This is a genomic window from Desulfuromonas thiophila, assembly GCF_900101955.1.
In the GTDB taxonomy this organism is placed as follows: domain Bacteria; phylum Desulfobacterota; class Desulfuromonadia; order Desulfuromonadales; family Desulfuromonadaceae; genus Pseudodesulfuromonas; species Pseudodesulfuromonas thiophila.
The window spans coordinates 59,965-83,565 of the sequence record NZ_FNAQ01000009.1 but is presented as its reverse complement, the minus strand read 5'-3'; the positions used below and the strand labels follow the sequence as shown (position 1 = coordinate 83,565).

At 60.1% G+C, this 23,601-nt stretch carries 20 protein-coding genes; 8 read left to right on the top strand and 12 right to left on the bottom strand.

The annotated features are described in order from the left end of the window. Window positions 1-101 precede the first annotated feature (101 nt). A complete protein-coding gene (locus BLR80_RS08570; RefSeq protein WP_092078693.1) occupies window positions 102-629 on the top strand; it encodes a cytochrome c3 family protein in 528 nt (175 codons plus the stop codon). 110 nt (window positions 630-739) lie between these two features. Here the strand turns inward: BLR80_RS08570 and BLR80_RS08565 are convergent, their stop codons facing one another. After that, window positions 740-1,018 (bottom strand): hypothetical protein, encoded by a 279-nt coding sequence (locus BLR80_RS08565; protein ID WP_092078691.1) that lies wholly within the window; start codon window positions 1,016-1,018, stop codon window positions 740-742. Window positions 1,019-1,126: 108 nt separating this feature from the next. Here BLR80_RS08565 and BLR80_RS08560 point away from each other — a divergent pair, with 108 nt between their 5' ends. The 7 genes from BLR80_RS08560 (at window position 1,127) to BLR80_RS08530 (ending at window position 8,872) form a co-directional block, all read left to right on the top strand. After that, window positions 1,127-1,645 (top strand): hypothetical protein, encoded by a 519-nt coding sequence (locus BLR80_RS08560; protein ID WP_092078688.1) that lies wholly within the window; start codon window positions 1,127-1,129, stop codon window positions 1,643-1,645. A 207-nt stretch (window positions 1,646-1,852) separates the two neighbouring features. Then, window positions 1,853-2,497 (top strand): dTMP kinase, encoded by a 645-nt coding sequence (gene tmk / locus BLR80_RS08555; protein WP_092078685.1) that lies wholly within the window; start codon window positions 1,853-1,855, stop codon window positions 2,495-2,497. Next, entirely contained in the window at window positions 2,494-3,462 is a 969-nt protein-coding gene (gene holB / locus BLR80_RS08550) for a DNA polymerase III subunit delta' (RefSeq protein WP_092078682.1), read from the top strand. The genes tmk and holB overlap by 4 nt, the downstream gene beginning before the upstream one ends. 474 nt (window positions 3,463-3,936) lie before the next feature. Then, complete coding sequence (locus BLR80_RS08545; RefSeq protein ID WP_092078679.1) at window positions 3,937-5,277, top strand: PSP1 domain-containing protein; 1,341 nt, start codon at window positions 3,937-3,939, stop codon at window positions 5,275-5,277. An 11-nt stretch (window positions 5,278-5,288) separates the two neighbouring features. Next, entirely contained in the window at window positions 5,289-6,818 is a 1,530-nt protein-coding gene (metG, locus tag BLR80_RS08540; RefSeq protein WP_092078677.1) for a methionine--tRNA ligase, read from the top strand. Window positions 6,819-6,915: 97 nt separating this feature from the next. Continuing rightward, entirely contained in the window at window positions 6,916-8,328 is a 1,413-nt protein-coding gene (locus BLR80_RS08535; protein WP_092078674.1) for a TatD family hydrolase, read from the top strand. 130 nt (window positions 8,329-8,458) lie between these two features. Further along, on the top strand, window positions 8,459-8,872 hold the full coding sequence (locus BLR80_RS08530; RefSeq protein WP_143012118.1) for a hypothetical protein: 414 nt from the start codon (window positions 8,459-8,461) through the stop codon (window positions 8,870-8,872). A gap of 150 nt (window positions 8,873-9,022) precedes the next feature. Here the strand turns inward: BLR80_RS08530 and BLR80_RS08525 are convergent, their stop codons facing one another. The 11 genes from BLR80_RS08525 to BLR80_RS08475 form a co-directional block, all read right to left on the bottom strand. Beyond that, window positions 9,023-9,718 carry a GIN domain-containing protein gene (locus BLR80_RS08525; protein ID WP_171906388.1) on the bottom strand — a complete coding sequence of 232 codons (696 nt, stop codon included), beginning with the start codon at window positions 9,716-9,718 and terminating at the stop codon, window positions 9,023-9,025. A 206-nt stretch (window positions 9,719-9,924) separates the two neighbouring features. After that, entirely contained in the window at window positions 9,925-11,886 is a 1,962-nt protein-coding gene (locus tag BLR80_RS08520; protein ID WP_092078665.1) for a methyl-accepting chemotaxis protein, read from the bottom strand. A 143-nt stretch (window positions 11,887-12,029) separates the two neighbouring features. Next, window positions 12,030-12,683: a potassium channel family protein gene (locus BLR80_RS08515; RefSeq protein ID WP_092078662.1), complete on the bottom strand. Its 654-nt coding sequence runs from the start codon at window positions 12,681-12,683 to the stop codon at window positions 12,030-12,032. A gap of 18 nt (window positions 12,684-12,701) precedes the next feature. Next, window positions 12,702-14,096: a TrkH family potassium uptake protein gene (locus tag BLR80_RS08510; protein WP_245691429.1), complete on the bottom strand. Its 1,395-nt coding sequence runs from the start codon at window positions 14,094-14,096 to the stop codon at window positions 12,702-12,704. A 12-nt stretch (window positions 14,097-14,108) separates the two neighbouring features. Continuing rightward, window positions 14,109-14,666 (bottom strand): orotate phosphoribosyltransferase, encoded by a 558-nt coding sequence (gene pyrE, locus BLR80_RS08505; protein ID WP_092078659.1) that lies wholly within the window; start codon window positions 14,664-14,666, stop codon window positions 14,109-14,111. A 21-nt stretch (window positions 14,667-14,687) separates the two neighbouring features. After that, complete coding sequence (gene purF / locus BLR80_RS08500; RefSeq protein WP_092078656.1) at window positions 14,688-16,097, bottom strand: amidophosphoribosyltransferase; 1,410 nt, start codon at window positions 16,095-16,097, stop codon at window positions 14,688-14,690. A 42-nt stretch (window positions 16,098-16,139) separates the two neighbouring features. Beyond that, entirely contained in the window at window positions 16,140-16,970 is an 831-nt protein-coding gene (locus BLR80_RS08495) for a phosphoribosylformylglycinamidine synthase subunit PurQ (RefSeq protein WP_092078653.1), read from the bottom strand. A gap of 2 nt (window positions 16,971-16,972) precedes the next feature. Continuing rightward, window positions 16,973-19,954: a phosphoribosylformylglycinamidine synthase subunit PurS gene (locus BLR80_RS08490; RefSeq protein ID WP_092078650.1), complete on the bottom strand. Its 2,982-nt coding sequence runs from the start codon at window positions 19,952-19,954 to the stop codon at window positions 16,973-16,975. Window positions 19,955-20,085: 131 nt separating this feature from the next. Further along, complete coding sequence (locus BLR80_RS08485; RefSeq protein ID WP_245691428.1) at window positions 20,086-20,898, bottom strand: MBL fold metallo-hydrolase; 813 nt, start codon at window positions 20,896-20,898, stop codon at window positions 20,086-20,088. 270 nt (window positions 20,899-21,168) lie between these two features. After that, entirely contained in the window at window positions 21,169-22,356 is a 1,188-nt protein-coding gene (locus BLR80_RS08480; RefSeq protein ID WP_171906387.1) for a methyl-accepting chemotaxis protein, read from the bottom strand. A gap of 33 nt (window positions 22,357-22,389) precedes the next feature. Beyond that, a complete protein-coding gene (locus BLR80_RS08475; protein ID WP_092078643.1) occupies window positions 22,390-23,391 on the bottom strand; it encodes a cache domain-containing protein in 1,002 nt (333 codons plus the stop codon). Window positions 23,392-23,601 lie beyond the last annotated feature (210 nt).

The window sequence follows — 23,601 nt, the reverse complement described above, 5'->3', positions numbered from 1 at the left end:
CAAACGTGCTAGCATCACCGGCCAGAATAACCGTTGTCAGCAATAAAAACCTCTTACAGCCATCGGAAACGGAAAACCCCACAGCCCTGGAGGAAAATCCCATGAAACCATCACTCCTGTTATGTCTCTGTGCCTTTCTGGCCACCACCCTGCTGACCGGCTGCGGTGACAATCCCTCACAGCCAGCCCACTCATCATCTGCGACACTGGGATCGGCTCTGGAGCACACGCAACAGATCCTGGCCCAGCAACGCGAAGAACAACGCCAGATCGAGACTGCCCAGCAGGCAGCCACGCCGGAAACAGCAAACGCGGAAGTTGAAGTGACGGCTGCAACCACCCCCGCTGTCGAGGAGGATTCCGCTGCCATGGAAAGCGATTCTCTGTGCGGCGGCACACCGACCCCGGAAGCAACCAGCATCGAACGGATTGCCTTGTCCAACGCTTTCGGCATCGTACGTTTTGATCATCTGCAGCATGCCAGCATGATGGGCTGTGCCACTTGTCATGGTGAAGGAGCGCCTGGCAAGATTGAAAAGAGCAAGAAGGAATACCACGCGCTGTGCCGCACCTGCCATGTGAGGGTCGAAGCCGGTCCCACCAAATGCCGCGCCTGTCACGAGCGCTGAGTGCAGCGACGTCAGGCCGTCGTGAAGACAAAAACAACTGCAGCCCGATCGGAACCGTGCCGATCGGGCTGCAGCTGAACCTCTGTAACCGAAAAAGCGGCGGGCAGCGGTTACATGCGCCGGCCGCTGCCTTGGCGGGGCGCAGGGTTGCGGCGCCGGCCACGGCCATTACCGCGACCAGGCCAATTGAGCCGGCTCTGGCGGAAGACTCCCCCCCGACCAAACGACGACTTCCACGGCAGCGACGCGGTCAACGGCTTCCAAAACAACACCAGCAGAAATAGCACGATGAAAGGCAGATACAGATACCAGGCCAAAGGTGCCAGAGCTGACACCACATACAACAGCAGTACCAGCAAAATACAGCCAGCAACAACAAGAGCAGTCATCCGAATTCCTTCGCAACGGTAGGTTAACAAAACCGAATCCTGGCACCCAGGCGGGCACCACCCCTTCTTGTTAAACCCTTTACCCTCAACTGTCAATGGCGGGAACCCATGGCCAGTCTTCATGAAACTGAACGTGACTACCTTGAACGCGCCCGTCACATCCCGTTGGCGGAACTGGACTACAATCTGGTACTCAAACAAAAATCGCACGGAACCTTTGTTCTGGTCGGCCTGGGCAGCAGTTTTCTGCTGCTGGGCCTGCTGCTGTTCATTGTTGAACTGCTGCCGGGGCTGCGTGGCCTGGGCAATGCAGCGGTGATCGTCAGCCTGTTGGCCGGGCTGGCGCTGTTTTTTCAGGCCGTGCGTCATCAGCGCCAGATGGAAACACTGGCCGCTTACGAGGTTTTCCAGCGCATCAAAGCCATTGAAGGCCGTGAGGGTTTTCTCTGGCGCATCGGCAACAGTCTCAACGCCTACTGCCAGGAAACCTATGGCGGCATTCCCGACGAGGTACTGCAACTGCAAACCTCGTCTCAGGCGGGCGGAATCGATGTCAACGAAATCCGCCTGTACAAAGACCTGCTCGAACGGGTTGTTGCCTGGCATCAGGGCCGCAATGAGCACTGACCAGGCCCGGCATTGGCCGAAGCCAGGCAGGCAACCGGAACCACCGGTTTCTTGATGGAGCCGGGCCGGTAGCAGGTTTCATCCGCCTGCCCCTGTCATCTTCCGGAATGCTTTTACCTTGCCGGCAGACAAGCCGGCCCTGTATCATGCGCCATTAAAAATGATTTCTCATACCCTCTGACCGCGCTGTCATTTGTTGGGATGCTTATGGCTCTGTTTATCACCTTTGAAGGAATCGAGGGTTGCGGCAAAAGCACGCAACTGTGTCTTGTGGCTGAACAGCTGCGCCAGCAGGGCTACGGCGTGCTGACCACCCGCGAGCCAGGTGGCTGCGCCATTGCCGAACAGATTCGCGCGCTGCTGCTGCACCCGGACCACGACATCTTGGTACCCAAGGCCGAGTTGCTGCTCTATGCTGCGGCGCGCGCCCAGCATGTCGAACAGATCATCCGGCCTGCCCTGCAACAGGGACAGCTGGTACTGTGCGACCGCTTCTGCGACGCCACCCTGGCCTATCAGGGCTATGCCCGCCAACTGGAAATTGCCGCCATCGAACACCTGAACCACTACGCCTGCAGTGGTCTACAACCGGATCTGACCTTCTGGCTCGATCTGCCTGTCCATATCGGCCTGCAACGAGCCCGGCAGCGCAATGAGGATGACGCCCTACAGCATGAGCAACGCTTCGAACAGCAGGATCGTCAATTTCACGAACAGGTGCGTCAGGGCTACCTGCAGTTGCACCAGCAGCAGCCCGAGCGCATCCTGCGCATCGACGCCACTGGCACGGTTGCCGAGGTGACAAAGCGCATCGCTACCCTGTTGACCTCCAGGTTGCACGCCGCATCATGAGCAGCTTCAGCCAGATTATCGGTCATGAGCGTCAGAAACATCTGCTGCGACAGGCCTGGCAGCATCAGCGTCTGGCGCACGCCTATCTGTTTAGTGGACCAGCCGGCATCGGCAAACGCCTGATGGCCCTGGCGTTGGCACGTCTGCTCTTCTGCCCCAGCGGCACCGGCTGCGGTCAGTGCCCGGTCTGTCGGCGGATCGACCACAACAACCACCCGGATCTGCATCTGGTCGAACCTGTCGACGGCCAGATCCTGATCGAAGCGATCCGCACCCTGCAGCAGCAACTGGCGCTGCGACCCTACGAGGCCGATCGTCACATTGTTTTGATTGACGATGCCCACCTGCTCAACAGCAGTGCCGCCAATGCCCTGCTCAAGACCCTGGAGGAGCCGCCGGGCAGCTGTCTGCTGCTACTGATCAGCAGTCAGCCACAGCAGTTGCTCGACACCATCCGCTCCCGCTGCCAGACCCTGCCCTTCAACCGCCTCGGCACCGGTCAGATCAGCCAAATCCTGCAGCAGCAAATCGCCGATCCGGAGCAGCGCGAACTGCTGATACGCCTGACCGAAGGCAGTCTGACACGAGCTCTGGGCAGCGACCACGAGCTCTATCTGCAACGCCGCCGCAGCCTGTTCGCACAGCTCAGCCGGCTGAGCCCACAGACCATCGTGCCCCTGCTGGAACTGGCCGAGGAACTGGCCGGCGACAAAGAACAGTTGCCCGAACTGCTCGGCCTGCTGCTAAGCTGCTACCGCGATGTCTTCATTCTGGCCCATCAGGGTGCTGCAGCCCTGGTCATTAACCGCGATCTGCTTGATCCCCTGACCCGCCTGGCGCATCAGTGCGGGCCACAACGGGCCGGTCATCGCCTTGCGGCCCTGCTGCAAGCCCACAGCCAGCTGCTCACCACGGCCAACCGTCAGCTGATTATGGAGAATCTGCTGATCCGGCTGGTCAGCTAGCAGACTGTTGAAAAACAGCCTGTAGAGCCCATGGACGGGTGACCAAAATCAATCATTGCTCCGTATTAAAATGATTTTTGAGCAAGACGAAAAAGAGCATTGTCGGCTTGCATCGTTGAAAAAGCCCCGGATGGGACTTTTTCAACCTTCTGCTAGGGCAAGACCCGACGGCGGCAACTAAGACATTGCCTGTGCCTGGCGGATGCGGTAGATTGCCGCATCATCTTGGCAGGTGGTCGCAAAACAATCCGTAGCGTTTTGGCAGAGGCGGCCGGAAACAAGAAGGATCTTTGTGTTCTGTGATGCTGCCTACAGGGTGAGAGCTGCTTTTACAGCGGGTCTCAGCCTAACAGCCCCGGACGAGACGTAATCTCGATATCATCAATCCTGCTGCAACCCCGCTATCTTCGGCAATCCGGCCCGCTCCCGGCACCTCGCCAGGCAGAAGCGCCGACTGCCTCATTGTGAAGACTCATGCAACCAACCGATATTGAAGATCCTGAACAGTTACAGCCGCCAACCGAGTCGCCAAACACGACGGATTGGTGTGAAATCGTTACGATCCGCTTCCGGCATGCCGGCAAGCAGTACGATTTTGCCACGGGTGGTCTGCCGCTGCAGCGTGGCGATCTGGTGGTGGTGGAAACCAACCGTGGCCGCGCCCTCGGCAGTGTAACGCAATCGCCACGCAGCCTTGAGCACAAGGACTGCCCCGCCGACCTCAAGAAGGTGCTGCGCCTGGCTACCGAGGCCGATCAGAACATGGCCCGCATCAGCGCCTCGAAGGAAAAAGAGGCTTTTCACTACTGCTTCGAGCGGATTCGACAGCGCGCCATGGAAATGAAACTGGTACGCGCCGAATACCTGTTTGATGGCTCGAAGATCATCTTCTATTTCACTGCCGACGGCCGTATCGATTTTCGGGATCTGGTGAAGGATCTGGCCCACCATTTTCATACCCGCATCGAGATGCGCCAAATCGGTGTGCGTGACGAGGCCAAACTGGTCGGCGGCATCGGCATCTGCGGTCGTGAACTCTGCTGCGGCACCTTTCTGACCGACTTCTACCCGGTTTCAGTCAAGATGGCCAAACAGCAGGGCCTGGCCCTTAACCCGACCAAAATCTCCGGCCAGTGCGGCCGGTTGTTGTGCTGTTTGAGCTATGAGTATCCGACCTACTGTCAGATGGCCAAAAAACTGCCCAAAGCGGGCAGCACCCTGCTGCTCGACGGCAAGCCGGTCAAGGTCATCAGCTGTCAGGTGCTGGCTCAGTCGGTCACCGTCAGCCAGGAGGGGGTCAATCGCCAGATTCCTCTGGCACAGCTCCAGAGCGCGCCGGCCGCCGAGACCGCAACAGCGGACGCCGCTCCGCAGGAACGGTCCGCTGACGCCCCGGCGGCAGACAGCGGCGACAAGGCTTCCCGCAAACCACGCACCAAAGCCAGTCGCAAGCCCCAGGACCGCCCGGTTGAAGCCAGCGGTGACAAGCCAGTCCAGCCCAGCAGCGACCATGACACCCCTGCCGCAGAAGAAGCCACGCCAGCCAGTTCCAGCAGCAGACGACGCCGGGGTGGCCGACGCGGCAAGGAACGACGGGAGGGTCAAGAAAACCGTGAAGCACGACCCGTCACCCCGGCCAGTGAAAAAAAGGCGCTTCCCGACCGACCTCGACCAGGCGCGGAGCGCTCGCAACGGCCTCAAAACGGCCCAGCGGTACCGGCAGACCGGCCGCCAGCAGCTGATGCCAGTACCCGGCCGCCCCGCCGCCCCAACCGGAGCCGCCGTCGACCGCAGAATCCGCCCAAACCGTCCTAGCAGGAGTTTTTATGCGCAAGCCGTTCTATATCACGACCCCGATCTATTACGTTAACGACGTGCCCCATATCGGCCATGCCTACACCACCCTGGCCTGCGATGTGCTGGCACGCTACAAAAAATCCTGTGGTCACGATGTCTTTTTCCTCACCGGCACCGACGAACATGGCCAGAAGGTTGAAAAGGCCGCCGGGGCCGCCGGCGAAACACCGCTGGAGCTGGCCGATCGCGTAATGCAGCGCTTCGAGGCGCTGTGGCACAAACTCAATATTGATTACAGCGATTTCATCCGTACCTCACAGCAACGCCATAAGACCGGTGTCCAGCAGATGTTCCGCACCATCCGCGACAAAGGCGATATCTACCTGGGTACCTACGAAGACTGGTACTGTACCCCCTGTGAAACCTTCTGGACTCAAACCCAGCTGCTCGACGGCTGCTGTCCTGACTGCGGCCGGCCAACAGAAAAGCTGCAGGAACAGTCCTACTTCTTTCGCATGAGCAAGTATCAGCAGCAGCTCATCGATCATATCGAAAACCAGCCGGATTTCATCCAGCCGCGCTCGCGCCGCAACGAAGTCCTCAGCTTCGTGCGCGAGGGCCTGCGCGATCTGTCCATTTCACGCACCAGCTTTTCCTGGGGCATTCCAGTACCGGACGATGCCGGCCACGTCATCTACGTCTGGTTCGACGCGCTGAATAACTACATCACCGCACTGGGCTATCCCGAAGACGCCGAAGGCTTGTTCGATCGCTTCTGGCCTGCCGATGTCCATGTGATCGGCAAGGACATCCTGCGCTTTCACACGGTGTACTGGCCGACCTTCCTGATGGCCGCCGGCTTGCCACTGCCGCAGAAGGTTTTTGCCCACGGCTGGTGGACGGTGGAAGGCAAGAAGATGAGCAAGAGCCTGCAGAACGTGGTCGAACCCAACATGCTGGTGGAAAAATACGGTGTCGACGCCATCCGCTATTTCCTGCTGCGCGAGGTGCCCTTCGGCCTTGACGGTGACTTTTCCCGCACCTCACTGGTTCACCGCATCAATTCCGACCTGGCCAACGATCTGGGCAATCTGGTCAGCCGCACCACCGCCATGGTCAATAAATACTTTGACGGCGTGCTGCCGGCCGCCAGCAGTGAAGCCCCCTGCGATGCCGCCCTGCGCCAGCGCTGCCAGGATAAAATGGCCGAAGTTGACACCCTGATGAACGAGTTGGCCTTCAACAAGGCCCTCCTGGCAATCTGGGAGATCATTGGCAGCGCCAACAAGTATATCGATGAAACCACCCCCTGGACATTGGCCAAGGATGCCGCTCTGCAACCGCGTCTGGGCACCGTCATGTATCACCTGCTTGAAAGCCTCCGGCTGGTGGCGCTGCTGATCGGCCCCTTCATGCCGGAAACCGGCAGCCGTATTCTGGCCATTCTCGGCCAGCAGCCGGATCAGAATCTGCTGGAACACAGCGACTGGGGCGGGCTGGCGGCAGGCTGCCGCATTGAAAAAGCGCCCCCCCTGTTCCCCCGCATCGAAGTGGAATAACAGCGATCTTATACACCGCTGGTCTGACCGGTTTTCAGGGGGCGCCACGGCGCCCCCTGCCTATTGGTCGCAAGCTGTATTGCTCAAGGATGTGACCATGCCATCAGCAAACCCCGCCATCTGTGCCGACAGCAGGCCCGTACTGTTTGACAGCCACGCCCATCTGGATGGTCCGCGTTTTGCCGCCGACTTGGAAGCCGTCATCGCCCGAGCAGCGGCTGCCGGTGTCCAGACCATGATCAGTGTTGGTTGCGATCTGGCCAGTTCCCGTGCCTGTATCGAACTGGCCAGGCGCCATGCCGCGATCCACGCCGCCATCGGTATCCATCCGCATGACGCCGCCAGCCTTGATGCCGCCTGCCTGGCGGAACTCGAAACGCTGGCGCAGATACCCGAGGTTGTCGCTATCGGTGAAACCGGCCTCGACTATTACCGCAACCGTTGCCCGCATGAGCAGCAGCATCAGGCCTTTCGCCAGCAGATTGCCCTGGCGCGCCGCTGTGGCAAGCCGTTGATCATCCATGATCGTGACGCCCATGAGGATGTGATGCGCATTCTGCGTGAGGAAGAGGCTCAGACCATCGGCGGCGTGCTGCACTGTTTCAGTGGCGACCAGGCCATGGCCGAAACCTGTCTGGCCCTGGGGTTTTATCTCTCGTTCACCGGCACCCTCACCTACCCTGCCAACCAGGCCCAGCGCGACCTGCTGCGCCAGTTGCCGCTCGACCGGCTACTGCTCGAAACCGACTGCCCCTATCTGGCACCCCAGCCCTGGCGCGGTCAGCGCAACGAGCCAGCTTATGTCGCCGAAACAGCGCGGCTGATCGCGGAATTGCGCGGGTTGAGCCTGCAGGATATCGGCCGCATCACCAGCCTCAACGGTAATCGTCTGTTCGGCGTCGGTCAGATCGACCAATCTGCCAAAATCGCCTACCCCATCCGCAACGCGCTCTATCTCAACATCACCAACCGCTGCAGCAACCGCTGTGTGTTCTGTGCCAAGTTTCGTGACTTCGCCGTCAAGGGCCATCAGCTCAAACTCGACCATGAACCCGATGTGGCCGAGATTCTTGCCGCCATCGGCGATCCAACCCGCTATGACGAAGTGGTTTTCTGTGGCTATGGCGAACCCCTGCTGCGACTTGACACTCTGGTCGCCGTCGCCCGGCAGCTCAAATCCCAGGGCGTGCGCATCCGGGTCAACACCGATGGGCTGGCCAATCTTGTCCATGGCCGCAACATTCTGCCGGAGCTTGAAGGATTGGTCGACAGTCTCTCGATATCCCTCAATGCCTCGAATGCCCGGCAGTACCAGCAACTGTGCCAATCCCCTTTCGGCGAGAACGCCTTTAGTGCCGTTACCGATTTTATCCGGCTGGCGCCACAGCATGTTGCCGAGGTGGTCGCCTCGGCCGTCACGGTTCCGGGAGTCGATTGTGATGCCTGCGCGGCACTGGCGGCCCAGTTGGGCGTCCGCTTCCGCAAACGCCTCTACAACGAAGTCGGTTGAAACCGGTGGCAGAATCTGCTCAGCCCCACTTGAGAAGGGCATAAGAGCCGGCTATACTAACGCTGTTCAAATAAAAAAGATGCCGTTTCATCTGTGCCGATGGTCCTTTTTTAAGCGGGGAGATCAAAGCGTGAATTCAAGTCGCCAGCATCCGGGAAGCTCTGTCCGCATCAAAATGCTGTTGCCAGCGCTGTTGCTGACACTGCTGCCACTGCTGCCCGTTCAGGCGGCGCCTCACCTGCTTTCGCCAGCACGCTACGAGGTCATCGATCTGATGGCCCAAGCCCATGAACAGGGCAATGTGCTGGAGGTCAGTGGCCGCATCCGCAATCACAGCCAGCGCACCCTGCGCGGCTACGCCATTATCTATCTGCTCGACGGCCACCAGCGTGTGGTTCATGCGGTTGAAGCCCAGGTCAACGACAATCTGCCCTTCAAACATGGCCAGGCGGGCCATTTTGGTGTCACGGTTTCCGTCGGCACCAACAACCAGTTGCGTACCGTGTCGGTTGAGTTTGTCCCCCAGGAGGTTTCAGCACTCTAACCGCTATCTTCAAGCCCCCCGCCCCCAAACGCCAGCAGCCCGAAAATCCTCAGGATTTTCGGGCTGCTGTTCTTGATTTCCAGGCTGCTGTTCTTCTGTTGCAGCGTTGCTCTGTTATGCGGCGCCAACACCAATCCGTTCAGGCATCATTCAGGGACCAGCAAGCGGCGTGACACTGGCCAGGCCCGACAGATTGGCGACCAGTTGTACCGCGGCGCCCCGGTAGAAAATCTGCGCCAGATCCGCTGCCGTCACCTGCAGTTGCTCAACCACCTGCAGATGAGCCTGCGCCGTACCATTGGCCAACACTTCGGCCCGCTGCGCCCTCAGGTCAAGCGCCTGCAGTTCCGAAGTACCCTCCAAGCGGGCCTCCAGTTGGTCTACCTCGCCGCGCAATTCCACCCGGCTGACACCCGCCACCTGCAGGGCGAAACGCTCACCACGCAACCCGGTCACCTGTACCTGATCACTGCCATCGACCCGCAACGCCGTCAGGGCCGGAAGACGAATATCCAGTTGCAATGGCAGTTTCAGGCACAGGGAGCCTCGGGTATCAATGCGCAATTCGCTATCCACCACCTGGGTGCGCACCTGATCAAGCAGATTGCTGTCACCGGAAACCGCACAGGACGGCTGAGCCGCCAGCTGAATGCTGACCTCGAACACACCCTGCAGGGCAATACGATCAAAAGCTGCCAGCGACCGCTCCTGTCGGCCTGCGATACCATTGCCCTCCAGACACCCATAGGTGGCCGCCACAGCCCCATACGGGCACCACAGCAGCACCAGCGCCACCAGCACAGCCCAGCCTCTGCTGCGCCACTTCCCCTGTCGCGATCCGGTCATTTTTCTGCCTCCCTTGCTGTACGCGCCATCGATACGGTTTGCCCGCAGACAACCCGCCATCAGTACCTGACACAGAGTATAGCGCAGACAGGTCGAAAAATCGCTTGCTGGCAAAAAACAACCGACGAACAACACCGCAGGGATGAATCCGGCGCGGCAAAACCGGGTAATCCCAGGCTTGCCGCGCAACGCAACAACCCGCCGATTCAGTAAGGCAAAACCGGCCGGGAAGCCGTGTTGTGCTTGAGGTCAAAATGACCAACCAGATCGCGTAACTGCACCGCCTGACTATTGAGCTCTTCGCTGGCCGCAGCCCCTTCTTCGGCACTGGCCGTATTCTGCTGGGTCACCTGATCGATCTGCGATAAGCCGATATTCACCTGGCCAATCCCCTGTGCCTGTTCGTTGCTGGCACTGGCAATTTCAGCCACCAGACTGGTAACCTTGCTGATTTCCTCAACAATTTCATGCAACTGATGCGCTGTGGCATCTGCCATTCGGGCACCGTTCTCCGCCTTGCACACCGATCCCTCAATCAACGCCGCCGTTTCCTGTGCCGCTTTGGCACTGCGCGCCGCCAGGTTACGCACCTCCTCCGCCACCACGGCAAAACCCTTGCCGTGCTGACCAGCGCGGGCCGCCTCAACGGCAGCATTAAGCGCCAGCAGATTGGTCTGAAAAGCAATCTCATCAATAACCTTGATGATCTTGGAAATGCTTTGACTGGCGCTATTGATCTCACCCATGGCCGCCACCATCTGCTGCATCTGCTCATTGCCTCGGCCGGCCGCCACGCGCGATTGTTCCGCCAGACGATTGGCCTGTGCCGCGTTCTCGGCATTGAACTGGGTCTGGGAAGCCAGCTCATTCATCGACGCCGCAATCTGCTCCAGAGAGCTGGCCGATTCCGTCGCACCCTGCGACAGCGCCTGACTCGAATCGGACACCTCGGAAGCTCCAGCAGCAATCTGATCGCAGGCCGCCCGAATCTGCTGGAGAATGCTGTTCAGATCATCCGTCATCTTGCGCAAGGCCAGGCCCAGACGGTCGCGCTCCGACGCCAGCTTCACCTCCACCTTCAGATCGCCAGCCGCCACCTGCTCGGCCAGCACGGCCTTTTCTTCCAGACTGTCAGCCATGGCGTCCAGCGCCGCCGTCAGAACACCCAGTTCATCGGTCCGGGCCAGCCGCAGGCGGGTTGACACATCACCGGCACGAATCTGCTCGGCGAACGCCACGCCTTGGCGAATCGCCCGGACAATCGCATTCACCGCCAGATAGATCACCAGTGCAATCAGACCGCAGGCCAGCAAGGCCAGCAAGGAGCTGGTATTGCGAATGGCCACCACAGGCGCGAAGATATCCTCCAGTTCGGCTCCCGCTGCGATAATCCAGCCGGTTCCGGCAATGGCACGATAACTGACAATCTTGGGCGCACCCTGCCACAGATATTCCTGAAAACCATTCTTCTCCCGCAGAATCTGCTGACCCCAGTCGTACTCGGCGATCCCCTTGTTCAGCACCAGTTTCTGATCCGGGTGGGCAAGAAAATGACCCTCGGCATCCACCAGGTAGGCATAGCCCCTGTTACCCAGCCTGACGGGCCGTATGAACGACGTATCGAAATCAGCCAGACTGACAACACCGACCAGGGCACCCACCACCCTGTTTCCGACAACAACAGGGCCGGCGATTGAAAATACCGGTTTTTGCGTTGCCTGACTCAGCAGCGCCTCGGAAAGAGCCTCCTGTCCCGCGAGAGCCTGCTGCACATAGGAACGGTGGCCCAGTTCCATGCCAATCAGCTGCGACTGCGATGCACTGATTACCTGCCCTTCGCTGTTGACCAGGGCCAGAAACTCATAACCCGCGTAGCGTCTGCCCAATTCGGTCAGAAAACGATTGGCCTGCCCAGCAGCCTGATTTGACGAAAAGGCATCAAGAATGGCCGCCTGGCTGGTAAAGGTCTGAATATCCTTTCGGTGATCGGCAACCCAGTCGTCTATCTGACCGGCCAGCTGTTCACTGGCCTGCTGCATCTGAGCGCGAATCACCGCCTGCAGCGCGTCCTTCGATGAGCGATAACCCAGCAGGGTTACCAGAGCCAGACCCGTAATAGCCACCAGCAAAACCGGCACCAGAAACTTCGCCTTCAAGCCCAATCGCATGCAACCTTACTCCCTTCAAAAATGCTGTTTTTTTAAAATGGTACGCATTCGAATATTTAACCCTGATTCTGGTAAATCTCAAGCACAACCTACCAAATAAAGTATTAAATATCCGTATTATGAAGAAGCAGAGGAGAGGACTCTCAGGCCAACAACCGGTCGATGGCCACAGTCTTGCCGATCAGGATGAGGACATCGCTGTCCTTGATCAGATAGGTTGGGGAAGGCGCGACTATAAACTGGTCGGTCAGCATGTCTTTGATGGCGATAACCGTGACACCGTGCTTATTTCGCAAATCCAGATCAATCAGGGTTTTGCCGATAAAAGAACGTGACGCGGCGGTTTCTGACAGGGAGTAGTCCTCGGCCAACGGAATGAATTCAAGCACGTTGGGACTCGACAGGCTGTGGGCGATGCGGCGGGCCATGTCTTTTTCCGGATAGATGATATCGGTAGCGCCGATTTTTTCAAGAATCCGACCGTGATCCTCACTGATGGCTTTAACCAGAATCCGGCGAACGCCCAGTTCCTTCAGATACAACGTGATCAGGGTCGAAAGATGCGATCGCTCGCCGGTGGACACCACCACCGCATCCATTTCGCGCACGCCCTGACCATCGAGAAAAGCCTTGTTGGCGGCATCGGCCAGCAAAGCAAAGCTCGAATGATCACGCACCGCCTGAATCCGGTCACGATCCGTATCAATCGCCATCACCTCATGGCCGTCCGCGTAAAGGGTGGCAGCGACATGAAAACCGAAACTTCCCAGTCCGATAACACAGTAACGTTTCTTCATCACACAGGCCTTTCCTGTTCAACCGATCATGATGTTCTCTTCAGCGTAGCGCGCGCCGGCAGGCCGCTCGCGACCGGCGATGGCAAAGGCCAGGGTCAGCAGGCCGACCCGACCAATGAACATCAGGACTATGATAATCAGCTTGCCGGCCACCGTCAGCCGCGCCGTCTCACCCATGGACAGCCCCGTGGTGGCGAAGGCCGATACGACTTCAAAGGCACTGGACAGAAAAGGGCGCGTTGTTTCGTGCTGCAGATCGGGACTCTGCACACACAGCAGGGCGAACAGTGCCAGGGCCATCAGGATCAACGCCAGCAGCACCAGCGCCAGGGCGCGGGTCACCAGCTCATCCGGCAGGGTACGACGAAACAGGCTGGTGTGACGATTGCCGCGCAGACGATTGGAGAAAATGGCCCAGAACAGAGCCAGACTGGTGGTTTTGACGCCCCCGCCGGCCGAGCCGGGCGAGGCGCCGACAAACATCAGAAAGATAATCAGAAACAGCGTTGGCGTACGCAATTGAGCCAGATCAATGCTGTTGAATCCTGCGGTGCGGGCACTGACCGAATGAAACAGGGCTGCCAGACAGGCTTCGCCGGAAGGAACCGCAGCAAAGGCGTTGGCATGTTCAAGCAGCAGAATCAGCAGGGTTCCGCCAACAATCAGCACCGCCGAGGTCAGCAGCACCACCTTGGCATGAAGGGAAAGCACCGGCGGGCGGCGCCGCGTCTGCGGCAGCTGACGCAGGAAATCGAGCATTTCGCGCAGGACCAGAAAACCGATGCCGCCGAGAACAATCAGCGTCATGATCGTAAAATTGACCAGCGGATGAGCGCGATAGGCCGTCAAACTGTCGCTGAAGAGGGAAAAACCGGCATTGCAGAAAGCGGAAACTGCATGAAACAGGGCGCTGAACAGCCCGGCACCCCAGCCCAGCTGGGGCACCAGCACCAGCGCCAGCAACAGGGTTCCCACCGCTTCGATCGTCAGCGACAGCCGCAGGACACCGCGCACCAGCTCAGGCCAACTGCTCACCGGCGTATGCAGCAGGGTTTCATGAATGATCCAGCGGCCCCGACCACCAACGCCCAGCCGCAACGCCAGGAAAAAATAGACCGAAAAGGTCATCAGTCCCAGGCCGCCCAGCTGAATCAGGGCCAGAACCACCAGCTGACCAAACAGACTCAGGGCATTACCGGTATCGACCACGGCCAGGCCGGTGACACATTGCGCCGATGTGGCGGTAAAGAGGGCATCAAGGAAGGATAAGGGTTCGGCGCGCGCAGCCCACGAGGTTGTCAGCAACAGCGCGCCCGCCACAATTGCCAGCAGGTAATACAGCACCAACAACCAAGCCGGCGACAACCGCTGCATCAGGCCACCCAGACCCTGCTTGCCGCTAGTCGGGTACATGGCACAGCCTTCTTAGCCGACCACCTCGGCCTTGGTGAAGATGGCGACAAAAGGCATGTCATTGGCGGCGAAGAATTCGGCCCCACCCTCCTGACGATCAACCAGGGTAATGACGCCGAGCACCTCCAGACCCTCTTCGCGGGCCCGTTCAATGGCCTTCATGGACGAACCGCCGGTGGTCACCACGTCCTCGACAATCACCACCCGGCTGCCCGGCGGCACGTTCTTGCGGCCTTCGAGCCACTGGCCGGTACCGTGCCCCTTGGGCTCCTTACGGATGATGAAGGCCGGCAGCGGCTGTCCTTCCAGCGCGCTGACCAATGCCGTGGCCGTGGCAATGGGGTCGGCGCCCAGGGTCAGGCCGCCAACGCCCTGCACCGGGGCGGGAAACTGCCGCAGCGCGGCATAAAACGCCTTGCCCACCAGCAGCGCGCCGCGCGGATGCAGGGTGGTCTGCTTGCCATCGAAATAAAAATCGCTTTTGCGACCCGAAGCCAGGGTCACTTCGCGCTGTTCATAAGACAGTTGGCGGATGATCCGCATCAGTTCGTCACGTTCGGCTGTCAGCATAACCATTGTCTCCTTGGGTTGTTAAAACAGACCCAGCTGTCTGTCATCCTTTAAGCGGGGAAACTTCAGCGGATAGCGGCCACAGAAGCAGGCGGTACAGAAATGGCACTGCTCCAGATTTTCCGATCCGCAGGTGGCCTTAAGCAGACCTTCAATCGACAGATAGCCAAGGGTATCGGAGGTGATGTAGCGGTTGATCTCCTCAATGCTGTGGGACGAAGAAATCAGCTCGGTGCGGGTCGGGGTATCGATGCCGTAATAACAGGGATAGCTGGTCGGCGGGCTGGAGATGCGCACATGCACCTCCTTGGCGCCGGCGTGGCGGATCATCTTGATGATCTTGCGCGCCGTGGTGCCACGCACAATGGAATCGTCAATCACCACCACCCGCTTGCCTTCAATGACCTCGCGTACCGGATTGAGCTTGATCTTGACGCCAAAATGGCGAATGGACTGCTGCGGTTCGATGAAGGTGCGACCGACATAATGGTTGCGGATCAGCCCCAGTTCAAAGGGGATGCCGGATTGTTCGGCATAACCGATGGCGGCCGGCACGCCCGAATCGGGAATCGGCACCACCACATCAGCCTCTACCGGAAACTCGCGCGCCAGTTGGCGACCATATTCCTTGCGCACCCCATACACCTCGCGCCCGAAAATGGTGCTGTCGGGTCGGGCAAAGTAGATGTATTCGAAAATACAGGGTGACGGCTGGGCCACTTCAAGGGGGAACAATGAATGCAGGCCCTTCTTGTCGATAATGATCATTTCGCCCGGCTCGATCTCGCGGATAAATTCCGCCTCGATCAGATCAAGGGCGCAGGTCTCCGACGCCACCACATAGGCACCGTCAAGCTTGCCCAGAATCAGGGGCCGGAAACCGTTGGGATCGCGCACTGCCACCATCCGGGTTTCGGTGAGAAACAACAGGCTATAGGCGCCGCGCACCCGCCGCAGGGCATCGGCGATGCGCTCGGACAGGCTGTCGCTTTGGGTACGCGCCAGCAGATGAATGATGACCTCGGTGTCGGCCACGGTGGAAAAGATGGAACCCAACTGCTCCAGTTCGTTGCGCAGCTCCTGGGCATTGATCAGGTTGCCGTTGTGGGCCACGGCAATGCTGCCGCGTACATAATCAACCATGATCGGTTGACAGTTCTTTTCATCATTACCGCCAGCGGTGGAATAACGCACATGGCCGATGGCGCTCTGGCCCGGCAGTCGCTCGAACAGAACCGGATCGCGGAAGACATCGGCCACCAGACCGCTCTTGCGGTGGGCGCGCAGGCTGTGACCGTCGGAGGCGACAATGCCACAGCTTTCCTGACCGCGATGTTGCAGGGAATACAGACCCAGATAGGTCATGTTGGCCGCTTCGGGATGGCCGTAGATTCCGAAAACGCCGCATTCTTCTTCAAGTTTATCAAACATGGTTCCGCCTTTTGCCCTCGGGCACAACGGGGTGAAAAACACTTACAGCAACTGCTCGCGCACAAAGCGGATGGCATTCTGATACAACCACAGGCCCATACCCTCTTCCGGCAGGTCGTTTTCGCGCGTCCAGCGCGGGTGATGGGTGCGATGAACGTAGGCTTCCGGGTGCGGCATCAGACCGAACAGCCGGCCCGTCGGGTCGCAAACCCCGGCAATGGCGGCAACGGAACCGTTGGGATTGCGTGGATAGTCCATTACCGGCGCCTGGTAACGTTCATCGCTGTACTGCAGCACCGCCAGATGCTGCGCCTCGATGGCCTGCAACACCGCCGCGTCGCGCACGACAAACTTGCCCTCACCGTGCCGTACCGGCAGGTACAGGCCCTCCAGCCCACGGGTAAAGATACAGGGCGACGCCGGATCGACCCTGAGGTAGACCCAGCGATCCTCGAAACGGCCGCCATCATTGAAGGTCAGACTGGCCGTCTGCTGCTGGATATTGCCGTCGAGGGCCGGCAGCAGCCCCATTTTGACCATCAGCTGAAAACCGTTGCACACCCCCATGACCAGCTTGCCGGCGGCAACGAAGCGACGGATCTGATCCGCCAGGGTTTCCGGTGTTCCCGCCACGCGGGCATGCTGCAACCGGTTGACACCGGCCTTGGCGCTGCCCAGGTCGTCACCATCGAGAAAACCGCCGGCGAAATTGAGAAAATGGTAGTCATCGAGCCGCACCTCGCCCGCCAGCAACCGGGCGATATGAACAATATCGGCCACCTCGGCACCTGCCAGCAGACAGGCGTTGGCCACTTCGCGCTCGCAGTTGGTGCCGTTGCCGGCAATGACCAGGGTTCGTACCTGTCCTGTCATGGTTACAGCTCCTTCAATGGGGCCTGCCAGGCCTGTTTCAGGGTCGCAAGGGGCAGATCGATCAGCCAGTCACCCGCTGTACCGCGCACCCGCAGCTGCGGTTCGGCAATCACGCTGCCCAGCCAGCTGAGATCCTGACCACTGAACAGCTTTTCAAACTCGGCCGCCTTGTCCGGCGCCACCGTCACCAGCAGGCGACTCTGGGATTCACCGTAAAGCCGCTCCATATCCGTCAGGGGCTCGTCGCTGCGCAACCGGGCCAGATCGATTTCGAGACCGAAACCGCCGGCAAAGGCGCTTTCAGCCAAGGCCACGGCCAGTCCACCATCGGACAGATCGTGACAGGAGGCCACCAACTGGGCCTGCTGGGCCCGGTTGAGGGTGCGGTAGCGGCGCAGGGCCGAGGGCGCGTCCACCTGTGGCACCCGGTTACCGACATGGCCGAGCAGAGCGTAGAGCTCGCTGCCACCCAGTTCCGCCCGGCTGATGCCCAGCAGATAAACCCGGTGGCCGGGCGCCTTGACATCCATGCTGGTACAGCGGCGCACATCGTCAACCTTGCCGATAACCGAGAACAGCACCGTGGGCGGAATGGAAATCTTGGTGTCGCCGATCTGGTAATCGTTCTTCATCGAATCCTTACCCGAAATCAGCGGCACGCCAAAGGCGACACAGTAATCGTACAGCGCCTGGTTGGCCCGCACCAACTGAGCCGCCTTGTAGCGGCCATCGGGGGTCTTGACGCTTTCCACCGGATCGCACCAGCAGAAATTGTCGAGCCCGGCAACATGGTCGATGTTCCCACCGACGCTGACATAGTTGCGCAGCGCCTCGTCAATGGCGCAGGCCATCATGTGGTAGGTGTCGATGTCGCTGTAACGCGGACAGATGCCATGAGCCGCCGTGACACCGACAAAGGCATCGAACAGCGGCCGCACCACTGCCGCGTCAGCCGGACCGTCGTTATCCACCCCGGTCAGCGGCTTGAGCACCGTGGCGCCCTGCACCTCGTGATCGTAGCGCCGCACAACGGATTCCTTCGAACAGATATTCAGGGCGCCGAGCAACTGCAGCAGGGCCGTTTCAGCCGCCGGCCATTGCGTCAGGGCTGGTTCGCTGTGGCGTGGCGGCTGCCAGCGGGCCGGCAGGCGCAGCTGCGGCGTGCCCTCATGGACAAATTCCATCGGCAGCCAGGCCACCGTGCGGCCCTGATAGAGACAATGGAAATAGCCGGAATCGGTGAACTGACCCAGATCCGTCGCCTCCACATCCATCTGCCGCGCCAGAGCGATGAAGCGTTCCACCTGCTGCGGCGGCACCGCCAGTGTCATGCGCTCCTGTGCCTCGGAAATCAGGATCTCCCAGGGCTGCAGGCCGGCATATTTGAGCGGCGCACGGTCGAGATGCAGCTCGAAACCACCGGTATCGCCGGCCATCTCTCCCACCGAGGACGACAGACCGCCAGCACCATTGTCGGTAATGGCGTTATAGAGGCCGGCATCGCGCGCCACCAGCAGGAAATCAAACATACGCCGCTGGGTGATGGGATCGCCGATCTGTACCGCCGTCACCGGCGAGCCCTCGTGCAATTCCTCGGACGAGAAGGTGGCGCCATGAATGCCATCCTTGCCGACCCGGCCGCCCACCATCAGAATATGATCACCCACCTCGGCCTTCTTTTCATGCCCGGGGCGGCCATGCAGCTGCGCCGGCATGAGCGCGGCGCTGCCGCAGTAGACCAGCGGCTTGCCGGCAAAGCGCTCATCGAACACCAGCGAGCCGTTGATGGTCGGAATGCCGCTCTTGTTGCCGCCATGCTCAACCCCTTCGACCACACCCTCGAAAATGCGCCGCGGATGCAGCAGACGCGGCGGCAGTGGCTTGTCATAAAAGGGCGAGGCAAAACAGAACACATCGGTATTGAAGATCAGGCGCGCGCCACGGCCGGTACCAAAAGGATCACGGTTGACACCGACAATGCCGGTCAGGGCGCCGCCGTAGGGATCAAGGGCGCTGGGCGAGTTGTGGGTCTCAACCTTGTAGACCAGACTCCAGTCATCGGTGAGACGAATGACGCCGGCGTTGTCCTTGAACACCGACAGACAGAAATCGTTGGCCCCCTTGGCCTGGCGTACGGCGCGGGTGGCACCGACGATATAGGTCTTGAACAGCGAATCGATGGTTTCTCCGCGACCGTTTTCATCCTCGTAATCGATACAGGCGGAAAAAATCTTGTGCTTGCAGTGCTCGCTCCAGGTTTGCGCCAGGGCCTCCAGCTCCACATCGGTCAGCAACGGCCCGAGGCCAACGCTGCGGCGCTGCTGCTGCACCTGCGGATCAGCGATAAAGGCCTGAATGGCCTTCATCTCCTCCAGATTCAGCGCCAGCATGCCTTCGCGGCTGATCTGCAGCAAGTGCTCATCCGCCACCTGCAGATCAATTTCGCGCACCTGCACCGCACTGTGACTGACCACCCGCGGCACCTGGACGGGCACACCGCGCTGATTGTCGAAGGTTTCCGGCGTCACAATGGTCCAGCGCTGGATCAGGCCGTTGGCCAGAAAACCGGCGGCTATGCGCTCGCCATCGGTGGCGGTCAGGGCGCCCCGCAGCAGATACTGCACCGAGGTGAACACCCCTTCAGCCGCGCTGAACGGCCGGCCGATGATGTACTGAATGGCCTCGCGGGCCGTGCGACCGACATTGTCCGTCACGCCGGGGCGGAAACCCACCTCGATCAGCAGATCGAAGCCGCTGGCCAGCGGCGCGTCGATGGCATATTCCTGGATCACCGGATCACAGAAGGGGCCGCTGGCGGCCTTCTGCAGCTGCTCGGCCGTCAGCTCGGCATCAACGGTATAGACATCCAGGGTACGGACGGATTCGAGCTGAATACCCAGATGTTCGCGGATTTCGCGGCACACCCGTTCACCACGGGCATCGCGCACGCCCTGCTTGAGTCCGACCTCGATTCGGCTGATCATAATAGATTCATCTCCTTGAAAACACTGAGGGGCCGCGACCCGCCGGTTCGTTCGCGGTCTTCTGGAATGCCGCAAAATGAAAACGCCATGCCGGCAGGCATGGACGCAAAACAGCGTAACTGTCCACTGGTTCAATCCGCCAATGACCACAACATCGGTGTCAAGGGCCCAGCTACCAGCAACTGGGGCCGACAGATATTCTGCGGCTGCAGCACGCTGGCGACACTCTGCCGCGCCAGCTCCGGCCGGTTGTTGGTCTCACTTAGATGCGCCAGCACTACCGTCTGCAGTCCCGGCCACAACAGGCTCTGCAACAGCTCGGCGGCCTCGCGATTCGACAGGTGGCCATGGCGGCTGCGAATACGCTGTTTCAGCGGCCAGGGATAAGGGCCATCGTGCAACAGCTGTTCGTCATGGTTGGCTTCAAGAATCAGCGCCTGACAACCCTGCAACCGGTCCTGTACCAGTCGCGTGGCCACGCCCAGATCCGTCGCCAGCCCCAGCCGGCCACGTTGGCCCTCAATCACAAAACCCACCGGCGCCACGGCATCGTGAGTCACACAAAACGACTCCAGTCGCAGATCCTGAAACTCCAGCGCCTGCCCCGGCTCAAACAGACAGCAACGCACCCTTCCCAGCCGCGGCAGGGCTGCCAGCGTTTGCGGCACGACATAGAGGGGCAAATCAAACCGGCGACACAGCGGACCAACCCCCAGACTGTGATCACCATGTTCATGGGTTAAAAACACCGCATCGAGCTGATGGCCCGCCACGCCAATGGTCGCCAGCCGCTGCTCCAGTGCCCGGGCCGACAAGCCGCCATCGACCAGGATGCGGGTTTGTCCGCTCTCGACATACAACGCGTTACCCTTGCTGCCGCTGGCCAGTTGACAGATGCGCACCCGCTGTTCTTCCCCCCTGTGTCGTCCCTGGTTAGCGGCCATGCGGGCGCCAGCAACCACCCAATGCCAAGCCGTTCCGCCTGCGCCAGACACCGCAGGCGCCAGACAACATTCGCTGGCAATATCAGCAAAAGCAACAGCTTAACGCCTGCGCCCAGGATCAGCAGGCGAGGCTGCGCTTTCATAGCACAGGCACCGCAAAAGGGCAAGAAGGGCCACCCTTCCAAGGGCTCCACAAGTGGTTTTTATGGTTCTTCCAGCGCCGTTAAGACCACCAGCAACCACACCCGCCAGCGTCTCTCGCCAGAGGCGTCAGACACCCCACAGATCCTCATCTCCTGCCGCTGGCAGTGCCGGACGGACGGGCGACAACGGCGACAGCGGTTTCCGGCTCTCGTCGGAACGGGTGCGGAACCGCTGCAACATACCCAGCAGATGCTCGGCCTGACTGGAGAGCTCCTCGGCCGCCGCCGCACCTTCCTCGGCGCTGGCAGTATTCTTCTGGGTCACCTGATCGATCTGGCTCAGGCCGATGTTGACCTGGCCGATGCCTTCGGCCTGTTCATCGGCGGCATTAGCAATTTCACCAATCAGCTCGGCCATGGCCTTGATATGACCATCAATCTGGCCAAGGGATTCAGCCGTCAACCGACTGGTGTGCATGCCCTGCTCTGCCTTGGTCACCGAACCCTCGATCAGGCTGGCGGTTTCCTGCGCCGCCTTGGCACTGCGGGCCGCCAGATTGCGCACCTCCTCAGCCACCACAGCGAAACCCTTGCCATGCTGGCCCGCACGCGCCGCCTCGACGGCGGCGTTGAGAGCCAGCAGATTGGTCTGAAAAGCAATCTCGTCAATCACCTTGATAATCTTGGAGATGTTCTGGCCGGCAGCATTAATGGCCTCCATCGCCGTCATCATCTGGCTCATGTTTCGCTCGCCCTCGACCGCCGCACTGGTGGCCTGCTGCGACAGCTGGCGGGCCTGACGGGCATTATCGGCATTGCGACGGGTCTGGCCGGCGATCTGCGTCATGGAACTGCTGATCTGCTCGACCGAAGCCGCCTGCTCGGTCGCGCCCTGGGACAGGGCCTGACTGACATCGGACACCTGGTTGGCGCCCGTGACAATCTGCCGGCTGGCGCCATGCACCTCGCCGATCAGATTGCCCAACTGGGCCACCATGTGCTGCAACGCCTGGCCAAAGCGATCCTGTGGCGATGCCAGAGGAACCGACACGCTCAAATCACCGTCGGCAATCTTGCCGGCCAGGGTCACCTTGTCACTGAGACTGTCGGACATCCGGTCGAGCGCCAAGGCCAGATCGCCAATTTCATCGTCACGCTGCAACCGCAGACGCTGGCTCAGATCGCCGGCCGCCACCGCCTGAGCTGCAGCGGCAGCACGAATCAGCGGTCGGGTAACATAGCTGACCAGCACCAGTACCACGGTAGCGATGAGCCCCAGAACCAGCAGGCTGCCAAGAGCAGCACGCCATTCCATGGCAACAAGCGCCTGTTTCGCGGTGTTGACCATCTACGTCAGAGTAGCCAACTGAGGGCCGATATCCTGCACCATCACCATCACACCGACCCGTGCGCCACTGTAATCAAGCAATGGAAAGGCGGACAAATGTACCCGCTCGCGCAGCTGGCTGACCGGCTGCTGCAAGCCCTGTCGCAACAGGGCGCCATCAACCTCGCGCTGCAACAGTTCCCGGTCGGTCCCAGCACAGAGCACAAAGGCACCGTCCACCTGGGGATAGCGACTCTGATCTTTCAACCCCGTCGCCACCGACAGCAGCTCACTGGTCATGTAGACGCCGTAATACTGACTATCCGCCGTACGCGAAATACTCAGCAGGGCTTCAAATGGCAGCAGGGTTTCCACCGACCCCAGATGCTGGCCAGCACCATCCTGAACTGGCGCGATACCGCGAATGGCAAAACCGCCCCGCCCGACCTCGATCCCGCGAATCGGGGCATGGGGCGGTTGGTTGATCTGCACCACGGCCTGACGGAAGCCGCTGAGATCGTCGGAAATATCGATCTTACGGCCGTCGCGTTCGGTCTGCCAGCCGTCGCGCCACAGTCGCACCAGACTGCGGGCGGTGGGCAGATGAAAATGCAGCTGCAGATTGTCCAGCCCAGTCGTGCGCTGGTAGGCCGTCAGCAGCGGCCGGAACAGCTGGCGTAACCGGTCGCGCCCAGCCTGGGCGGCGGCATCGGCTTCATCAGCGGGATTGCCCGACAGTGCCAGCGCATAGGCCGCCTCGACCCCCGGCGCGCTGGCCGCCATGGCCGCCAATTCCAGGGCCTTATGGCCCATGCGGTCGATGTTGCCGTAGATATCGGTCCGCTTGGCCTCGGCATTGGCTTCAATGCCGGCCAGATTCAGCTGCCGAGTGGTCTCCATCTGATTGGCCATCAGCCCTTCGACAGACTGTATCAGGGCAACGATACCGCCGCCGAAGGAGACAATGAGGATAACGAAGATGGGCAGGAGGAACTTGGTACGAATCGAACGAATGCGAATCATAAGCCGGTTTTCTCCTTGTCGTGAAAGTAGAACGTGACGTTAGAATAAACAATCGTTCATGACCAGGGACCAGCGGACCAATAAAAACATCAAAATCAGAACAGTGACGGGATTTTCAGCGCTTAGCTCCCCAAAAAAAGACAATTTAGCCCGGCGGAGGATTGAAGCCGACTGCCGCTTTGTTATGCTGCAATGTGACTTCAGCTTTTA

Excerpts from the sequence above, each read along its gene's own strand:
- BLR80_RS08570 (WP_092078693.1), top strand. The coding sequence starts at position 102 with ATGAAACCATCACTCCTGTTATGTCTCTGTGCCTTTCTGGCCACCACC.
- BLR80_RS08565 (WP_092078691.1), bottom strand. The coding sequence starts at position 1,018 with ATGACTGCTCTTGTTGTTGCTGGCTGTATTTTGCTGGTACTGCTGTTG.
- BLR80_RS08560 (WP_092078688.1), top strand. The coding sequence starts at position 1,127 with ATGGCCAGTCTTCATGAAACTGAACGTGACTACCTTGAACGCGCCCGT.
- tmk (WP_092078685.1), top strand. The coding sequence starts at position 1,853 with ATGGCTCTGTTTATCACCTTTGAAGGAATCGAGGGTTGCGGCAAAAGC.
- holB (WP_092078682.1), top strand. The coding sequence starts at position 2,494 with ATGAGCAGCTTCAGCCAGATTATCGGTCATGAGCGTCAGAAACATCTG.
- BLR80_RS08545 (WP_092078679.1), top strand. The coding sequence starts at position 3,937 with ATGCAACCAACCGATATTGAAGATCCTGAACAGTTACAGCCGCCAACC.
- metG (WP_092078677.1), top strand. The coding sequence starts at position 5,289 with ATGCGCAAGCCGTTCTATATCACGACCCCGATCTATTACGTTAACGAC.
- BLR80_RS08535 (WP_092078674.1), top strand. The coding sequence starts at position 6,916 with ATGCCATCAGCAAACCCCGCCATCTGTGCCGACAGCAGGCCCGTACTG.
- BLR80_RS08525 (WP_171906388.1), bottom strand. The coding sequence starts at position 9,718 with ATGACCGGATCGCGACAGGGGAAGTGGCGCAGCAGAGGCTGGGCTGTG.
- BLR80_RS08520 (WP_092078665.1), bottom strand. The coding sequence starts at position 11,886 with ATGCGATTGGGCTTGAAGGCGAAGTTTCTGGTGCCGGTTTTGCTGGTG.
- BLR80_RS08515 (WP_092078662.1), bottom strand. The coding sequence starts at position 12,683 with ATGAAGAAACGTTACTGTGTTATCGGACTGGGAAGTTTCGGTTTTCAT.
- BLR80_RS08510 (WP_245691429.1), bottom strand. The coding sequence starts at position 14,096 with ATGTACCCGACTAGCGGCAAGCAGGGTCTGGGTGGCCTGATGCAGCGG.
- pyrE (WP_092078659.1), bottom strand. The coding sequence starts at position 14,666 with ATGCTGACAGCCGAACGTGACGAACTGATGCGGATCATCCGCCAACTG.
- purF (WP_092078656.1), bottom strand. The coding sequence starts at position 16,097 with ATGTTTGATAAACTTGAAGAAGAATGCGGCGTTTTCGGAATCTACGGC.
- BLR80_RS08495 (WP_092078653.1), bottom strand. The coding sequence starts at position 16,970 with ATGACAGGACAGGTACGAACCCTGGTCATTGCCGGCAACGGCACCAAC.
- BLR80_RS08490 (WP_092078650.1), bottom strand. The coding sequence starts at position 19,954 with ATGATCAGCCGAATCGAGGTCGGACTCAAGCAGGGCGTGCGCGATGCC.
- BLR80_RS08485 (WP_245691428.1), bottom strand. The coding sequence starts at position 20,898 with ATGGCCGCTAACCAGGGACGACACAGGGGGGAAGAACAGCGGGTGCGC.
- BLR80_RS08480 (WP_171906387.1), bottom strand. The coding sequence starts at position 22,356 with ATGGAATGGCGTGCTGCTCTTGGCAGCCTGCTGGTTCTGGGGCTCATC.
- BLR80_RS08475 (WP_092078643.1), bottom strand. The coding sequence starts at position 23,391 with ATGATTCGCATTCGTTCGATTCGTACCAAGTTCCTCCTGCCCATCTTC.